This is a genomic window from Pantoea sp. S-LA4 (genome assembly GCF_054482835.1).
In genome coordinates this window covers 3052083-3067936 of sequence record NZ_JBTLRC010000002.1, presented here as the reverse complement: position 1 = coordinate 3067936, position 15854 = coordinate 3052083, and the positions used below count along the sequence as shown (strand labels likewise).

The window sequence follows — 15854 nt, the reverse complement described above, 5'->3', positions numbered from 1 at the left end:
GGGAACTCAACCGCCCAGGATAAACCTCGCATAAAAGGCCTGGCTGAGCGTTTTGCCCTCTGAACCCCTGGAAGCGGGTAAAGCGCGCGCGATGCTGCCGCTGGCGTGACAGCGCGCACCATCGCCAGCCGGGTAATCATTCTGGTTTAAATATTGTTATGCTCCTATTTAGAATATTCTATTGTTAACATTCTCCGCAGAGTGAATGGATGTCGGGTGAAGGGCACAGGGCACGGATAAAGCGATGAAAGATAATAATAACTTAAAGAAACAACGGATTGTGCTGGTGACAGATTTGATGGCCGGACGCGGTGGGATGGAGAACGTGACCCGGCAGTTGATTACGGCGCTGAATGCCGATCCGGAAACGGAGGCCGGGCTGTTTATCATCAATAGCGGCGAACAGAGCGACTCTCGCGACTGGACCGCTAACGCCGTGTTACAGGAAAGCGTCTGCACGCTGCGCAATAAAAAAATTAAGAACTTCATTCATACGCTGCGAATGGCGGCTTTTTTTCGCCGCTATCAACCCGATCACGTCCTGACCTTAAACACTATTCCCTGCCTGATGACGCGCCGGGCGATCACGCTCTCCGGCCGAAAAATCGTGTTGTCGAGCTGGATGCATCTGCCACCGCGTGAACGTTACCGTCCTCACTATCTGCTGCGCGCCGATCACCACTTTGCTATCAGTCAGCAGATCAGGCAGCAACTGATCGAGCTGGGCGCGAAGGCGACGGATATCGATGTGATCTACAACCCGGTGAAGCGCCAGGCTGACGTAACTGGCCGGCCATCAGCGCTTAAATTTCTCTACATCGGTCGGGTTCATTTTGAACGGCAGAAGCAGCTTAAAGATCTGTTCGATGCGCTCCGGCGGGTTGAGGCACCGTGGACGCTGGAGATTATCGGCGACGGCGAAGATCTGGCGCGCTGCCAGGATTATGTCGCGCAATTGGGGATGCAGGATCGCATCACCTGGCATGGCTGGCAGGAGAATGCCTGGGATTATGTAACCCGCCAGATCGGCGAGGTCACCTCTCTGGTGATGACCTCAAACTTCGAAGGCTTCCCGCTGATTCTGCTGGAGGCGATGTCGCGCGGCGTCTATTGCGTCTCGTCTGACTGCGTCAGTGGCCCGGCGGAAATCATCAGGCCGGGCATCAATGGTCAACTGTACGAAAAAAACGACAGCGTGGCGCTGGCTGCCATTCTCAACGCCATGAGCGGGGCGTTTCATTTTCCCGATCAACAGACTATTAAACAGAGCATCACCGGTTTTTATGAGGAGAATTATATGAAGCATCTCAAGGAAGTGCTTAACCGCCTCTCCGGGGTTAAGCATGACGAATAAGCGCGAACTTAACGGATTATCCTTAGCGGTGAATTTTTCTGTCATCGCACTCTGCCTGGCGCTGGCCGTCAACATGTTTGTCACCGGCCTGCCGCAAAAAATATTCTACGTTGTCTCCTACCTGTCGGTAGCCTCCATTCTGTATGGCCTGGTGCGCAGAAAAATAGACTTTCAGCAGCACCGCTTTTTTATCGCGCTGTTTATTGCGCTGATACTCTTTACGCTGATCCGGCTGGTCTGGGCGATGCAGGTCAAAGGGATTGAAACGGCACCCTCAACCGACAGTATCACGACCATCAGCAACTATCTGCTTGGCGCAAAACGGCTGTTGCTTGGCGCATTTGTGCTGTTGAGCCTGGCCGTTTATGGTCAGCTGGTGTCACTCAAAACGCTCAGGGCCGGGAAAGTTTTAATCCTGATTGGCCTGCTGATCACGCTGGGCTTCGGCATCTATGAGCATCTCTATACCGCCAACGTGCGGATCAAGCTCACCACCGAAGCAGCCTCCATGTCCTCTTATATGATTCTGTTTATCTACTGCGCCTGGCTCTGGCTGAGTCGTTTTGAGACCCATGCTTACTGGAAGATGGCTGATGTGGCGGTGTTAATCGTCACCTTCGCGTTGCTCTATCTCTGCGGCACCCGCGTGACGCTTATCGCTCTGGTGGCGGTCGGATTGCTGTTCCTGCTGCAGACCTATCGCCTGTCGATGCTAACCAACTGGCGCATCAGCGCGCTGGTGGTGGGATTGCTGGCAGTGCTGGTGCTGATGACCAGCAACCGCTGGGTGGAAGGGGTGCAGGATATTGAGAACTTCGGTTCCAACAGCTCGACCTCGCTGGGCGCGCGGGTAGCAATCTGGGGCGGGGCGGTCAACTTTATTCAGCATCATGGCGGTTTTTCGACGCCGGATGAGCGCACAACTCAGGCTCGCCAGTTTATCAGCGCGCACTACCCGAATAATGTGGAAGGCTATACCAACGTTAAATACAACATGCACAACGAGTTCCTTGAGGTCACCACGTTACAGGGCTGGCTGGGGGCTTTGTCGCTGGCGTTGCTCTATCTGGTGGCTCTGGCGGGGGGAGTGAAGCGCTGCGATCTGCGCGGCGTTGCGCTGCCGCTGGTGGCGCTGTTTGTCGCCGGGCTGACCGATTCGGTGCTGCCCTATAACCAGACCGCGACTGTTTTCATTATGGTGCTGGCACTCTGCTGTATACGGCTACCGGTGCCGCAACGACAGGTCTGAGTTGAGCAGATGAACAAATAAAAACGGCGGGGTTTCCAGAGAAACCCCGCCGTTTTTTTTACGCCTGATAATTAATTCTGTGAACCGATGTCGCGCAGTTTTTTACCGGCCATCAGGTTACGTTCGATGTGCTCCAGCGAGACGTTTTTCGTCTCAGGGATCAGCATCACCGTCAGCAGAATGAAGAACAGGTTCAGCAGCGCATAGACCCAGAAGGTATTAGCGTTGCCCAGCGTGTTCAGCATCGTCAGGAAGGTCGCACCCACGATCATGTTAGCGATCCAGTTGGTGGTGGTGGAAACGGTGATACCGAAGTCGCGGCCTTTCAGCGGCTGAATTTCGGAACACAGAACCCAGATCAGCGGACCGGCTGACATCGCAAAACCGATGATAAACATCAGCAGCATAGCCACGGCGAAGTACTGTGCGCCCTGCGAGTGAATGCCGAAATGCAGCATGGTACCCAGCACGCCCATACCGGCAGCCATCACCATAAAGCCAAGAATCAGCGTCGGTTTACGGCCCCAGCGATCGACCAGACCGATAGCGATAAAGGTCGCCAGTACGTTGATCAGACCGACAATCACCGTGCCCCACATCTGCTCAGTGGTATTAGTGAAGCCTGCGATTTCAAAGATCTTCGGTGCGTAATACATGATGACGTTCATGCCGGTAAACTGCTGCATCACCTGCAACAGAATGCCGAGGTAGACCGCACGACGGAAGTGGCTGCTGCTGGTAAACAGACCCCAGCCAGACTGCTTGATCTTCAGGCTTTCACGAATCTCATCCAGCTCACGTTTTGCCTGTTCGCTGGTGTCACGCAGACGATCCAGTACCCGTTGTGCATCGCGGAAGTTGCCTCGTGCCGCCAGCCAGCGCGGGCTGTTTGGCAGGAAGAAGACGCCCACCAGCAGCAGCAGTGCCGGAATGGTGATGATGCCCAGCATCCAGCGCCAGTTGCCGGTAAAGCTGAACGCGGTATCGGAGAGGTAAGCGCCCAGAATACCGATGGTGATCATCAGCTGATAAAGCGAAATCATACTGCCGCGAATTTTTTCGGGTGCAATTTCAGAAAGATAAAGCGGGGCGGTGTAAGAGGCGATACCGACAGCCAGACCCAGCAGGACGCGGGCGCTGATCAGCATTTCAGGGTTAGGTGACATGGCAGACCAGAGTGAACCAATCACGAACAGAATCGCGCCGGCCATCAGGCTCTTTTTACGGCCGAGGCGGGAGGACATCCAGCCGCTGCCGATAGCACCCACCGCGGCACCAAACATCATGGAACTGACGATCCACTCCTGTTGATGGGCGGTTACGTTAAAGTCTTTTGCGATAAACGGCAGAGCACCGGCAATAACGCCGATATCCAGACCGAACAGCAGTCCCGCGAGGGCCGCCAGAAAGCAGACAAATAAGGTCATCGCCTTATTTGATGTTCTGCTTTTGTGTGTATTGCCAGGCATTTTAGCCTCCAGGTTTATCCATCATTGTTTTTATCAATGTTAAAAAACTCTTTGCGCGAAAAAAGTGAGTCCGATCACATCAGTGTAATCGTTTACACACGCTGAAACCCTGAAATTCAGCATTTTTTGCCCGGAAAGGTTAATTAACCAGTGAGGTATAGCACTCATTAAGTTTCTGACAAGGCTCTATTTATTGGCTATCAGACGACGCTGAAAATAACGCATTTTCAGCAGAATAACTACGTAGAGTAAATCCTAAATAGCAGATAAACAAAGCGTTTCAAATTGTAATCGTTAACATTTTGTTGTCAGAAAAGGCGAAAAGAAGTGTAGACGAGATCAGAAATTTTGCTGCGGGCAGAGCGCGGAACGACGAATTGCGGCCTCTCAGGCATAAAAAAACCCTGCCTGAGCGGCAGGGTTTTCAGCAAAGCGCCGTTATCAGAGGCCAGCGGCTTCACGCAGCTGTGCGGCTTTGTCGGTTTTTTCCCATGGGAAATGTTCGCGACCAAAGTGACCGTAAGCAGCGGTCTCTTTGTAGATCGGGTGCAGCAGGTCGAGCATCTGAATCAGGCCATACGGGCGCAGATCAAAGAACTCACGCACCAGCAGCGTCAGCTGCTCGGTAGAGACTTTCTCAGTCCCAAAGGTTTCAACCATGATCGAAGTCGGCTCTGCCACGCCGATGGCGTAAGAGACCTGAATTTCACAGCGATCCGCCAGACCGGCTGCCACGATGTTCTTCGCCACATAACGGGCTGCGTAGGCCGCTGAACGGTCCACTTTTGACGGGTCTTTACCGGAGAACGCACCACCACCGTGACGCGCCATGCCGCCGTAGGTGTCCACGATGATTTTACGACCGGTCAGGCCGCAATCGCCCATCGGGCCGCCGATCACAAAACGGCCGGTCGGGTTGATGTGGTATTTGGTCGAGGCGCTCAGCCATTCTGCTGGCAGAACCGGCTTGATGATCTCTTCCATCACCGCTTCCTGCAGATCTTTCTGGCTGACAGATTCGGCGTGCTGAGTAGAGAGCACTACCGCATCGATGCCGACGATTTTGCCGTCGTCATACTGGAAAGTGACCTGGCTTTTGGCATCCGGACGCAGCCACGGCAGGGTGCCGTTTTTACGCACTTCAGCCTGACGCTGCACCAGACGGTGCGCATAGGTCACCGGCGCAGGCATCAGCACGTCGGTTTCGTTGGTGGCATAGCCGAACATCAGGCCCTGGTCGCCCGCGCCCTGTTCCAGCGGATCGCTGCGGTCAACGCCCTGGTTGATATCCTGAGACTGTTTACCAATCGCGCTTAAAACCGCACAGGAATTGGCATCAAAGCCCATATCGGAATGAACATAGCCGATTTCACGTACGGTGTTACGGGTGATCTCTTCGATATCGACCCAGGCGCTGGTGGTGATTTCACCGCCAACCAGAACCATACCGGTTTTAACGTAAGTTTCGCAGGCCACGCGTGCTTTAGGGTCCTGTTCAAGGATGGCATCCAGCACGGCATCGGAGATCTGGTCGGCGATTTTATCAGGATGTCCTTCTGATACGGACTCGGACGTAAAAAGGTGTTTAGCCATTCTGTTCTTTACCTTACAAATGGTTTGAATTCGACTGCATAGCGCAAGTGAGTATCATCTGACTTAACGCCCCTTCAGGCAAAGCCACGAGCAGTGAGGTTGTGTCAGCACAGCAGGCCAACACCGCCTGGATATTAACCTGTTTAGATGGAAAACCATCTGGACGGCTATTTTAGGTTACAGAATGAGCCAATTGCCAGCCCTTTTTCTGTTTCAGCATTTTACCTGGAAAGGTTATCGGCATAATTTCCTGACACTGCACGCGTTTCCCCGATAATCTTTTTGCATTTTGCGGCGGTAAACTGTATAAAACGCCGCTGCTTCGAGAGCAGTAGCAAGGATGACGCCTCAGTTTGCGTCGCGCCCGTCAGACAAGGGTCTGGCTTTCACCCAGGTTGTGTTCCATATGCCGCTGGCATGTGCGGAGGTGATACGAGTAATGAACCACGTTTTCTCTTCTCCCGGTTCCCTGTGCTGCGGCGCTGCGCTGGCTGTCTCCTGTTTCCCATCTCTTTCTCTGTCCTGCCGACAATATGTTCGATGCGGTAATTTTACCGACACGAGCGCCGGTTAATCTGTACCACTATCCTTACGGTTTAGTCTCTTCTCTGCCGCCGCGCAGCTGAACGACGCACGTTATCCGTGGTCCTCTTATACAAATCTGTTAAATGCTTTCGGTTTCAACGGAGATGGCCAGGGTGTTTTACACTTAACTCTCATGCGTGAATCGCGCTGACGGTAACGTCAGGTGAACAGGACATTGCGTTTAATGTGGCAACGAATTTCCAGATTAGCGGCCAGTAAGCCGGTTAACAGTTTTATCTTTCAACGGAAAATTGAGGTTCGCGATGTCTGACGACATAAAGAATATCAAGGGTTCGTCAGCTGGCGAACAAGGTGCACTCCGCTCAATGCAGGAGGTAGCAATGAACGATCAGGATGCGAGCAAAATGTTGCGTACCTACAACATTGCCTGGTGGGGCAACAACTATTACGACGTCAACGAACTGGGCCACATCAGTGTCTGTCCCGATCCGGATCGCCCGGATGTGCGCGTCGATTTAGCCCGACTGGTCAAAGAGCGAGAAGCGCAGGGCCAGCGTCTGCCGGCGCTGTTCTGCTTCCCGCAGATCCTGCAACACCGCCTGCGCTCAATTAACGCCGCGTTTAAACGTGCGCGTGAATCCTATGGTTACAAAGGCGACTACTTCCTGGTTTATCCAATCAAGGTGAACCAGCACAAACGCGTGATTGAATCGCTGATCCACTCCGGCGAACCGCTGGGACTGGAAGCGGGCTCGAAAGCTGAGCTGATGGCGGTGCTGGCGCACGCCGGTCAGACCCGTACCGTGATCGTCTGTAACGGCTATAAAGATCGCGAATATATTCGTCTGGCGCTGATTGGCGAGAAGATGGGCCACAAGGTCTATCTGGTGCTGGAAAAGATGACCGAAGTCCGTCTGGTGCTGGAAGAGGCGGAGCGCCTGAACGTGGTGCCGCGTCTTGGCATTCGCGCCCGTCTGGCCTCTCAGGGCTCGGGTAAATGGCAGTCGAGCGGTGGCGAAAAGTCGAAGTTCGGTCTGTCGGCGACCCAGGTGCTCAGGCTGGTCGAGATCATGCGTGAAGCGGGCCGTATGGATAGCCTGCAGTTGCTGCACTTCCACCTCGGTTCACAGATGGCCAACATTCGCGACATCGCCACCGGCGTGCGTGAGTCGGCGCGCTTCTACGTTGAACTGGCGAAGCTGGGCGTTAACATTAAATGTTTCGACGTCGGCGGCGGTCTGGGCGTGGATTACGAAGGAACGCGCTCGCAGTCTGACTGCTCGGTGAACTACGGCCTGAACGAATATGCCAACAACGTCATCTGGGCGATTGGCGATGCCTGTGATGAGCATGGCCTTGAGCATCCGACGGTGATCACCGAGTCGGGCCGTGCGGTAACGGCACACCACACGGTACTGGTTTCGAACATCATCGGCGTTGAGCGCAATGAATTCAGCAAGCCGGAAACGCCGGATGCTGATGCACCACGCCCGATTGTCAGCATGTGGGAAACCTGGCAGGAGATGCACGAGCCGAATACCCGTCGTTCGCTGCGTGAATGGCTGCACGACAGCCAGATGGATCTGTTTGATATCCATACCGGCTACTCCTCCGGCACTTACGATCTCAAGCAGCGCGCCTGGGCTGAGCAGCTCTATCTGAGCATCTGCCACTACATTCAGCAGCATCTCGATCCAAGCAACCGTGCGCACCGTCCGATTATCGACGAACTGCAGGAGCGGATGGCGGACAAGATCTACGTCAACTTCTCGCTGTTCCAGTCGATGCCGGATGCGTGGGGTATCGATCAGCTGTTCCCGGTACTGCCGCTGGAAGGGCTGAACAAGAAGCCAGAGCGCCGCGCCGTGCTGCTCGACATCACCTGTGACTCCGATGGCACCATCGATCACTACGTTGATGGCGACGGCATCGCCACCACCATGCCGATGCCAGAATATGACGTGGATAATCCGCCGATGCTGGGCTTCTTTATGGTCGGGGCTTATCAGGAAATTCTCGGCAACATGCACAACCTGTTCGGTGATACCGAAGCGGTGGATGTTTATGCCCGTGAAAATGGTGATGTTGAAGTCCAGTTGTCGGATGAAGGCGACACCGTGGCAGATATGCTGCGCTACGTGCAGCTCGATCCGAACGAACTGATGGCGCTGTTCCGTCACCAGGTGCAGGCCTCCGATCTGGATGAGGAGCTGCGTGCTCAGTTCCTCGAAGAGTTCGAGAGCGGCCTGTACGGTTACACCTACTTAGAAGACGAGTAATCGGTTCAGATTGCCGGGCAACGCATATTGCAGTTGCCGGTGAAATGTCGATAATCTGACGCATACCATCCCTTCCTCGTCGGGCCTAACGACGCGGAGGGGATTTTTTTCATCTATCGCTCAATGGCTCGCGGGCCTGGCCCGACGGATGCCCACAGAGAGGACGAACTATGTACAATACCCTCGGCAACCAGTACGACAACTCCCTGGTGTCAAACGCCTTTGGTTTCATGCGCTTCCCGCTCAACTTCCAGCCTTACGACAGCGACGCTGAATGGGTAATTACCGGTGTGCCGTTTGACGCCGCTACCTCGGGCCGTCCGGGCAGCCGTCTGGGCCCAGGCGCTATCCGCCAGATCTCAACTAACCTGGCGTGGGAAGGCTGCCGCTGGCCGTGGGATTTCGATCTGCGTCAGCGTCTGAACGTGGTGGACTGCGGCGATCTGGTCTATGCCTTTGGCGACTCGCAGGATCTCTCTGACAAACTGCAGGCCCATGCTGAAAAACTGCTGGCGAACGGCAAACGCATGATGACCTTTGGTGGCGATCACTACGTGACGCTGCCGCTGCTGCGCGCGCATGCGAAGCACTTCGGTAAGATGGCGCTGGTCCATTTCGATGCCCATACCGATACCTACTCTAACGGCCCAACCTTCGATCACGGCACCATGTTCTTCACGGCGCCGAAAGAAGGCCTGATCGATCCACAACACTCGGTCCAGATTGGTATCCGTACCGAGTTTGATAAGAGCCTGGGCTTCAACGTGCTGGATGCGGCGCAGGTTAACGACCGCAGCGTTGATGACATTCTGGCTGAAGTGAAACGCACCGTCGGCGATCTGCCGGTCTATCTGACCTTTGATATCGACTGTCTCGATCCGGCTCACGCGCCGGGTACCGGCACGCCGGTGATTGGCGGACTGACCACCGATAAAGCCACCAAGCTGATTCGCGGTCTGCAGGGCATGAATATCGTCGGTATGGATCTGGTGGAAGTGGCGCCAGGCTACGACCACGCCGATCTGACTGCGCTGGCCGCCGCGACGCTGGCGCTGGATATGCTGCATGTGCAGGCGGTAAACAAAGGCTGATGCCTGATGCCTGCCGGCGCTGATCCGGCAGGTGCTGAACACGGCGTCCTGTCCGTTGGGCAGACGCCGCTGCAGTGATGTTCCTCTCTTTGTCGTGATCCGATTGATTCCCTTCTGGCCCCGACGGGCAACCGTCAGGCGCGAACCCCTATCTGCAACTAAACTTACAGCGTAAAAATGGCGTAGTGGAGATAATCATGGGCTTTCTTGATGAACTGGCTGGTGCGCTGGATGGCCACCAGAGTGAAGGGCATCCGCCGGGGCAGTTGCAGGCAGTCTGGCACTGGGTGCAGGAGCAGGGCGGTATTGAGGTGCTGCTGCATAAATTCCAGCAGGGCGGATTAGGCGAGATCTTCAGTTCGTGGATCGGCACCGGCGATAACCATCCGGTAGGCCACAGTGAGATTCAGTCTGCCTTTGGCCAGGATGAACTGCAGTCACTGGCGGACAAACTCGGCACCGATGTGAACGGGGCATCGGGTACGCTGGCGGCGCTGTTGCCGCAGCTGATCGATAAAATGTCGCCGCAGGGCCGAATGGATGAACAGGCGCTGCATGACAATAAGCTGGATTTAGGCTCGATGGTGGATCAGATATTTAAGCGCTAGCGAACGACGTACGGCTGAGCGCGCACGCCAGATGCATGCGCGCTCAGAGGCGGATTTACTTGCCGTCTGCCGCAATACGCTCACGGATATGCTGGGCGCGCGCCTCAGAAGCCGGATGCGAATCGAACATCGAACTCTGACGTCCCTGTTCTAATTTTGCCAGCTTCTCAAAACTGGTCGCCAGCCCCATTGGGTCGATGTTGCGCTTCTTCATCAGATCGTAGGAGTAATCATCCGCCTGCGTCTCCTGGGTTTGCGAGAACTGGGCGTTGACCAGTTTTTCGCCCATTTCCCCCAGCTGCGACTGCGACAGCGATCCAATCACGCCGCCCACTGACGCCGCTGCGGTCCGGGCAGCGGTAGTGGCATAAGCCAGCTGCATCGCCTTGCGCGTATGACCTAACGCGACGTGGCCCATCTCATGGCCCAGCACGCCTTCCACTTCATTGTCCGTCATCATATCCATCAGGCCGCTGTAGACACGGATACAGCCGTTAGCCATCGCCCAGGCGTTGACATCTTTGGTCTGGTACACCTTGTAATTGGCCGGTACGCCGTTGATGTTGTCGCCCAGCGCGGCGGCGATCTTGTTCAGACGCTGCTGGTATTCGCTGCTGGCAGGTGCAATCTGGTTCTCTTTATCCATCTGCTCACAGGATTGATCGCTGAGCTGCTTCACCTGATCATCGCTCAGGGTATAGGCCTGATAGGCCTGCGCGCCCGACTGCATCAACGCATTATTGTCTAAACCCTGACAGCCGCTCAGCAGCGTTGCCAGCCCAAGAGCTAACACAGTTTGTTGGATTTTCATTCCATATCCCATTCATAACAAGGTAAGAAAAACAAACACCTGAAACACCGCCAGATGTTTAAACGATTCGGTTATAGCGCGCTATCCGGCACTTTGCTAGCAGACATCGCCGGAAAAGCCAGACGAAGCGGGCACATTTAGCGTTTTACGGCATGTACTTTTGCCATGATTTTCATGTACATTGATCTGCAACTTTTTCCTTGTTTTGCCCGATAACTGATTAATAACAATAAGTTAAGGCGCGAAGCATTAATCCGACCTGGAGTAGAAAATGCCCTCTCGTAAAGAGCTTGCCAACGCCATTCGCGCGTTAAGTATGGATGCAGTACAGAAAGCTAAATCGGGACATCCGGGTGCCCCGATGGGCATGGCGGACATCGCTGAAGTACTGTGGCGCGGCTACCTGAATCACAACCCAACTAACCCGCTGTGGGCTGACCGCGACCGCTTCGTGCTCTCCAACGGTCACGGCTCAATGCTGATTTACAGCCTGCTGCACCTCACCGGCTACGATCTGCCGATGAGCGAACTGGAAAACTTCCGCCAGCTGCACTCAAAAACTCCAGGTCACCCGGAATATGGCTACACCGCAGGCGTTGAAACCACCACCGGCCCGCTGGGCCAGGGCATCGCGAACGCGGTCGGTTTCGCCATTGCTGAGCGTACGCTGGCGGCGCAGTTCAACCGTCCGGGCCATGACATCGTAGACCACAATACCTATGTCTTCATGGGTGACGGTTGCATGATGGAAGGGATTTCACACGAAGTCTGCTCGCTGGCCGGTACCCTCAAGCTGGGCAAACTGGTGGCGTTTTATGATGACAACGGCATCTCCATCGACGGTCACATTGATGGCTGGTTTACGGATGACACCGCAAAACGCTTTGAAGCCTACGGCTGGCACGTAGTGCGTGGCGTTGATGGTCACGATGCTGATGCGATTGCCAAAGCGATCGACGAAGCGAAAAGCGTCAGCGATAAGCCGTCGCTGCTGATGTGCAAAACCGTTATCGGTTTCGGTTCACCAAACAAAGCGGGCACCCATGATTCACACGGCGCACCGCTGGGCGATGATGAAGTGGCCCTGACCCGCAAACAGCTGGGCTGGGAACACGCACCGTTCGTTATCCCTTCTGATATCTACGCTGAGTGGGACGCGAAAGAAGCGGGCCAGGCGAAAGAAGCGGCCTGGGATAAGAAGTTCGCAGCCTATGCGCAGGCGCATCCAGAGCTGGCAGCCGAGTTCAAACGTCGCGTCAGCAACGAACTGCCGGCTAACTGGCAGCAGGAGTCGCAGAAGTTCATCGAGCAGCTGCAGGCTAACCCGGCCAAAATCGCCAGCCGTAAAGCGTCACAGAATGCCATCGAAGCCTTTGGTAAAATTCTGCCAGAATATCTGGGTGGCTCAGCCGATCTGGCTCCCAGCAACCTGACCATCTGGTCTGGCTCTAAGCCAATCAATGAAGATGCCGCCGGTAACTACATCCATTACGGCGTGCGTGAATTTGGTATGACCGCGATTGCGAACGGTCTGGCACTGCACGGTGGTTTCCTGCCATACACCGCGACCTTCCTGATGTTCGTTGAATATGCGCGTAACGCAGCGCGTATGGCAGCACTGATGAAGATCCGTCAAATCATGGTTTATACCCACGACTCAATCGGTCTGGGTGAAGATGGCCCGACGCATCAGCCGGTCGAGCAGATGGCCAGCCTGCGTACCACGCCGAACATGAGCCTGTGGCGTCCGTGTGACCAGGTGGAATCGGCGGTGGCGTGGAAATATGCCATCGAGCGCAAAGATGGCCCGACAGCGCTGATCTTCTCTCGTCAGAACCTGGCGCAGCAGGAACGCAGCACTGAGCAACTGGCTGACGTGGCGCGCGGGGGTTACGTGCTGAAAGATTGCGACGGTACGCCTGAAGTGATCCTGATCGCTACCGGTTCAGAAGTTGAACTGGCAGTAGGCGCTTGGGATAAACTCACCAGCGAAGGCCGTAAAGCTCGCGTCGTCTCTATGCCGTCAACTGATGCATTCGACAAGCAGAGTGATGCTTACCGTGAATCCGTTCTGCCGAAAGCCGTTAGCGCACGCGTGGCTATCGAAGCGGGTATCGCCGATTACTGGTTCAAATATACCGGTCTGAACGGTGCTATCGTCGGCATGACCAGCTTCGGCGAATCTGCTCCGGCCGATCAGCTGTTTGAAATGTTCGGCTTCACCGTCGACAACGTGGTCGCCAAAGCAAAAGCGCTGCTGGCGTAATCGCCGTCAGGCGGGGTGATAGCCGCCTGATTAAATAAAGGGACGCGTCAGGCGTCCCTTTTGCTGTTTTATTCCTGTAGTAATAATGCACTTTTGCTCTGTTTTGTGACGCAGATCCAAATATAAGCAGTCCGATTGATCACAATCATTCCTGTTATTCCTTCCATCCATTATTGTGGCTGAACCGTTTCAGTTGCCGGGCAAATCACCCCGGTTTCAGACAATGCCGGGTAAGATTCTCCTGTACAAACTACAGCGAAGCGCTCAGGCTAACGGCACGTTTTTTCCGTCTGACGTGGCAGGAGAGAGATGACCATACGGGTAGCAATAAACGGGTTTGGCCGTATTGGACGCAACGTATTGCGCGCGCTGTATGAAACCGGCCGTCGGGCTGAGATCAGCGTGGTCGCCATTAATGAGCTGGCTGAAGCCACCGGCATGGCGCATCTGCTGAAATATGACACCAGCCATGGCCGTTTTGCCTTTGACGTGCGTCAGGAGCGCGATGTGATGTGGGTCGGGGGCGATACGCTGCGCATTTTACATCGGGCTGAGATTGCCGATCTGCCGTGGCGCGAACTCGATGTCGACGTGGTGCTGGATTGCACGGGCGTCTATGGCTCACGCGCCGATGGCGAAGCGCATCTGCAGGCGGGCGCGAAGAAAGTGCTGTTCTCGCATCCTGGTGGCAACGATCTCGACGCCACCGTCGTCTATGGCGTTAACCAGCAGTTGCTGAAAGCCACCGATTGCCTCGTTTCAAACGCTTCCTGTACCACCAACTGCATTATTCCGGTCATCAAACTGCTGGATGACGCCTTTGGCATTGAATCCGGCACCGTCACCACGATCCACTCGGCGATGCACGATCAGCAGGTGATCGACGCTTATCACAGCGATCTGCGCCGTACCCGCGCGGCCAGCCAATCGATCATCCCGGTGGATACCCGTCTGGCGGCCGGCATTACCCGTATTTTTCCGAAATTCAACGATCGCTTTGAAGCGATTGCTGTGCGCGTGCCGACGATTAACGTGACGGCGATTGATCTCAGCGTTTCTGTACGTCAGCCAGTGAAGGCGTGTGAAGTTAACGCCTTGTTGCAAAGCGCGGCAGAAGGGGCATTTCGTGGTATAGTTGACTATACAGAATTACCGTTAGTCTCAGTCGATTTTAACCATGATCCGCACAGTGCCATTGTGGACGGCACCCAGACGCGGGTCAGCGGTCAACACCTGATCAAGACGCTGGTCTGGTGTGACAACGAATGGGGCTTTGCTAACCGAATGCTCGACACGACGTTAGCGATGGCCGCAAGCGGTTTCAGGTAGGGCGCGGTTTGCGCCCGGCAAAACTTATGAGAATCAACGAGAGGGTTCACCATGTCTGTAATTAAGATGACCGATCTGGATCTTGCTGGCAAACGCGTTCTGATCCGCGCCGATCTCAACGTACCAGTGAAAGAAGGGAAAGTGACGTCTGATGCACGTATCCGTGCTTCACTGCCTACCATCGAAGCGGCGTTGAAACAGGGCGCGAAAGTGATGGTTACCTCTCACCTGGGTCGTCCGACCGAAGGTGAATACACCGAAGAGTTCTCGCTGCTGCCGGTAGTTAACTACCTGAAAGAGAAGCTGAGCGGCACCAATGTGACCCTGGCAAAAGATTACCTCGACGGCGTTGAAGTGGGCGCTGGCGAACTGGTGGTGCTGGAAAACGTTCGCTTTAACAAAGGCGAAAAGAAAGATGACGAAGCGCTGTCTAAAAAATACGCTGCTCTGTGCGACGTGTTCGTGATGGATGCATTCGGCACCGCGCACCGCGCGCAGGCTTCTACCCACGGCGTCGGCAAATTTGCCCCTATCGCCTGTGCCGGTCCGCTGCTGTCAGCAGAGCTGGAAGCGCTGGGTAAAGTGATGAGCAACCCGGAGCGTCCGCTGGTCGCAGTCGTGGGCGGTTCTAAAGTCTCTACCAAATTTGACGTGCTGCAGTCGCTGGTGAAAATTGCTGACACCGTTATCGTCGGTGGCGGCATCGCCAACACCTTCGTGGCGATCGACAACAACGTCGGCAAATCACTGTATGAGCCAGACTTCGTTGAAGCGGCGAAAGGCCTGCGTGACCAGTATGGCATTCCGGTTCCAACCGATTCCCGCGTTGGCACGGAATTCTCTGAAACTGCCCCGGCAACCGTGAAAAAGGTTTCGGAAGTAGCGGATAACGAAGAGATTATGGACTTCGGTGACGAAACCGCTCAGGCGATGGCGGCCATTCTGAAGGATGCGAAAACCATCCTGTGGAACGGTCCGGTTGGCGTCTTTGAGTTCCCGAACTTCCGTAAAGGTACCGAAATCGTGGCAAACGCCATTGCTGACAGCGAAGCGTTCTCTGTTGCCGGCGGCGGTGACACCTTAGCGGCCATAGATCTGTTCGGTATCGAAGATAAAATTTCCTACATCTCGACCGGTGGCGGCGCATTCCTGGAGTTCGTGGAAGGCAAAAAACTGCCTGCCGTTGCCATGCTGGAAGAGCGTGCGAAGCAGTAATCCTTTGGGGGCGATGCCGGGTGGCATCGCCTGAAGTCTTGCCC

The 15854-nt window shown here is 55.1% G+C and carries 11 protein-coding genes; 8 read left to right on the top strand and 3 right to left on the bottom strand.

What is annotated here, in order from left to right:
* Positions 1-244 precede the first annotated feature (244 nt).
* Positions 245-1354: a glycosyltransferase gene (locus ACX3P5_RS15200; protein ID WP_458968948.1), complete on the top strand. Its 1110-nt coding sequence runs from the start codon at positions 245-247 to the stop codon at positions 1352-1354.
* Positions 1344-2603 carry an O-antigen ligase family protein gene (locus ACX3P5_RS15195; RefSeq protein WP_458968947.1) on the top strand — a complete coding sequence of 420 codons (1260 nt, stop codon included), beginning with the start codon at positions 1344-1346 and terminating at the stop codon, positions 2601-2603. The genes ACX3P5_RS15200 and ACX3P5_RS15195 overlap by 11 nt, the downstream gene beginning before the upstream one ends.
* Before the next feature lie 71 nt (positions 2604-2674).
* Here the strand turns inward: ACX3P5_RS15195 and ACX3P5_RS15190 are convergent, their stop codons facing one another.
* Together ACX3P5_RS15190 and metK are read right to left on the bottom strand one after the other, a co-directional pair.
* Positions 2675-4072, bottom strand: coding sequence for a sugar porter family MFS transporter (locus ACX3P5_RS15190; protein WP_336756484.1), 1398 nt, complete (start codon positions 4070-4072; stop codon positions 2675-2677).
* Positions 4073-4513: 441 nt separating this feature from the next.
* Positions 4514-5665 (bottom strand): methionine adenosyltransferase, encoded by a 1152-nt coding sequence (metK, locus tag ACX3P5_RS15185; protein WP_233987178.1) that lies wholly within the window; start codon positions 5663-5665, stop codon positions 4514-4516.
* 848 nt (positions 5666-6513) lie between these two features.
* On the opposite strand from metK, the gene speA reads away from it, so the two are divergent.
* The 3 genes from speA to ACX3P5_RS15170 all read left to right on the top strand — a co-directional run bounded on the left by speA (position 6514) and on the right by ACX3P5_RS15170 (position 10189).
* On the top strand, positions 6514-8490 hold the full coding sequence (gene speA, locus ACX3P5_RS15180; protein WP_233987179.1) for a biosynthetic arginine decarboxylase: 1977 nt from the start codon (positions 6514-6516) through the stop codon (positions 8488-8490).
* Positions 8491-8660: 170 nt separating this feature from the next.
* Positions 8661-9581: an agmatinase gene (speB, locus tag ACX3P5_RS15175; protein ID WP_010248847.1), complete on the top strand. Its 921-nt coding sequence runs from the start codon at positions 8661-8663 to the stop codon at positions 9579-9581.
* Positions 9582-9766: 185 nt separating this feature from the next.
* Positions 9767-10189 carry a YidB family protein gene (locus ACX3P5_RS15170; protein ID WP_458968946.1) on the top strand — a complete coding sequence of 141 codons (423 nt, stop codon included), beginning with the start codon at positions 9767-9769 and terminating at the stop codon, positions 10187-10189.
* A gap of 55 nt (positions 10190-10244) precedes the next feature.
* Here ACX3P5_RS15170 and loiP read toward each other — a convergent pair whose 3' ends face one another.
* A complete protein-coding gene (gene loiP / locus ACX3P5_RS15165; RefSeq protein WP_233987181.1) occupies positions 10245-11000 on the bottom strand; it encodes a metalloprotease LoiP in 756 nt (251 codons plus the stop codon).
* A 271-nt stretch (positions 11001-11271) separates the two neighbouring features.
* Between loiP and tkt the strand changes: the two genes are divergently transcribed.
* From tkt to pgk, 3 genes are all read left to right on the top strand, one after another.
* Positions 11272-13266: a transketolase gene (gene tkt / locus ACX3P5_RS15160; protein WP_233987182.1), complete on the top strand. Its 1995-nt coding sequence runs from the start codon at positions 11272-11274 to the stop codon at positions 13264-13266.
* Between the two features lie 309 nt (positions 13267-13575).
* Positions 13576-14595, top strand: a complete 1020-nt coding sequence (gene epd / locus ACX3P5_RS15155) for an erythrose-4-phosphate dehydrogenase (RefSeq protein ID WP_094120683.1) — start codon at positions 13576-13578, stop codon at positions 14593-14595.
* 51 nt (positions 14596-14646) lie between these two features.
* Complete coding sequence (pgk, locus tag ACX3P5_RS15150) at positions 14647-15810, top strand: phosphoglycerate kinase (protein WP_233987183.1); 1164 nt, start codon at positions 14647-14649, stop codon at positions 15808-15810.
* Positions 15811-15854 lie beyond the last annotated feature (44 nt).

Excerpts from the sequence above, each read along its gene's own strand:
- ACX3P5_RS15200 (WP_458968948.1), top strand. The coding sequence starts at position 245 with ATGAAAGATAATAATAACTTAAAGAAACAACGGATTGTGCTGGTGACA.
- ACX3P5_RS15195 (WP_458968947.1), top strand. The coding sequence starts at position 1,344 with ATGACGAATAAGCGCGAACTTAACGGATTATCCTTAGCGGTGAATTTT.
- ACX3P5_RS15190 (WP_336756484.1), bottom strand. The coding sequence starts at position 4,072 with ATGCCTGGCAATACACACAAAAGCAGAACATCAAATAAGGCGATGACC.
- metK (WP_233987178.1), bottom strand. The coding sequence starts at position 5,665 with ATGGCTAAACACCTTTTTACGTCCGAGTCCGTATCAGAAGGACATCCT.
- speA (WP_233987179.1), top strand. The coding sequence starts at position 6,514 with ATGTCTGACGACATAAAGAATATCAAGGGTTCGTCAGCTGGCGAACAA.
- speB (WP_010248847.1), top strand. The coding sequence starts at position 8,661 with ATGTACAATACCCTCGGCAACCAGTACGACAACTCCCTGGTGTCAAAC.
- loiP (WP_233987181.1), bottom strand. The coding sequence starts at position 11,000 with ATGAAAATCCAACAAACTGTGTTAGCTCTTGGGCTGGCAACGCTGCTG.
- tkt (WP_233987182.1), top strand. The coding sequence starts at position 11,272 with ATGCCCTCTCGTAAAGAGCTTGCCAACGCCATTCGCGCGTTAAGTATG.
- epd (WP_094120683.1), top strand. The coding sequence starts at position 13,576 with ATGACCATACGGGTAGCAATAAACGGGTTTGGCCGTATTGGACGCAAC.
- pgk (WP_233987183.1), top strand. The coding sequence starts at position 14,647 with ATGTCTGTAATTAAGATGACCGATCTGGATCTTGCTGGCAAACGCGTT.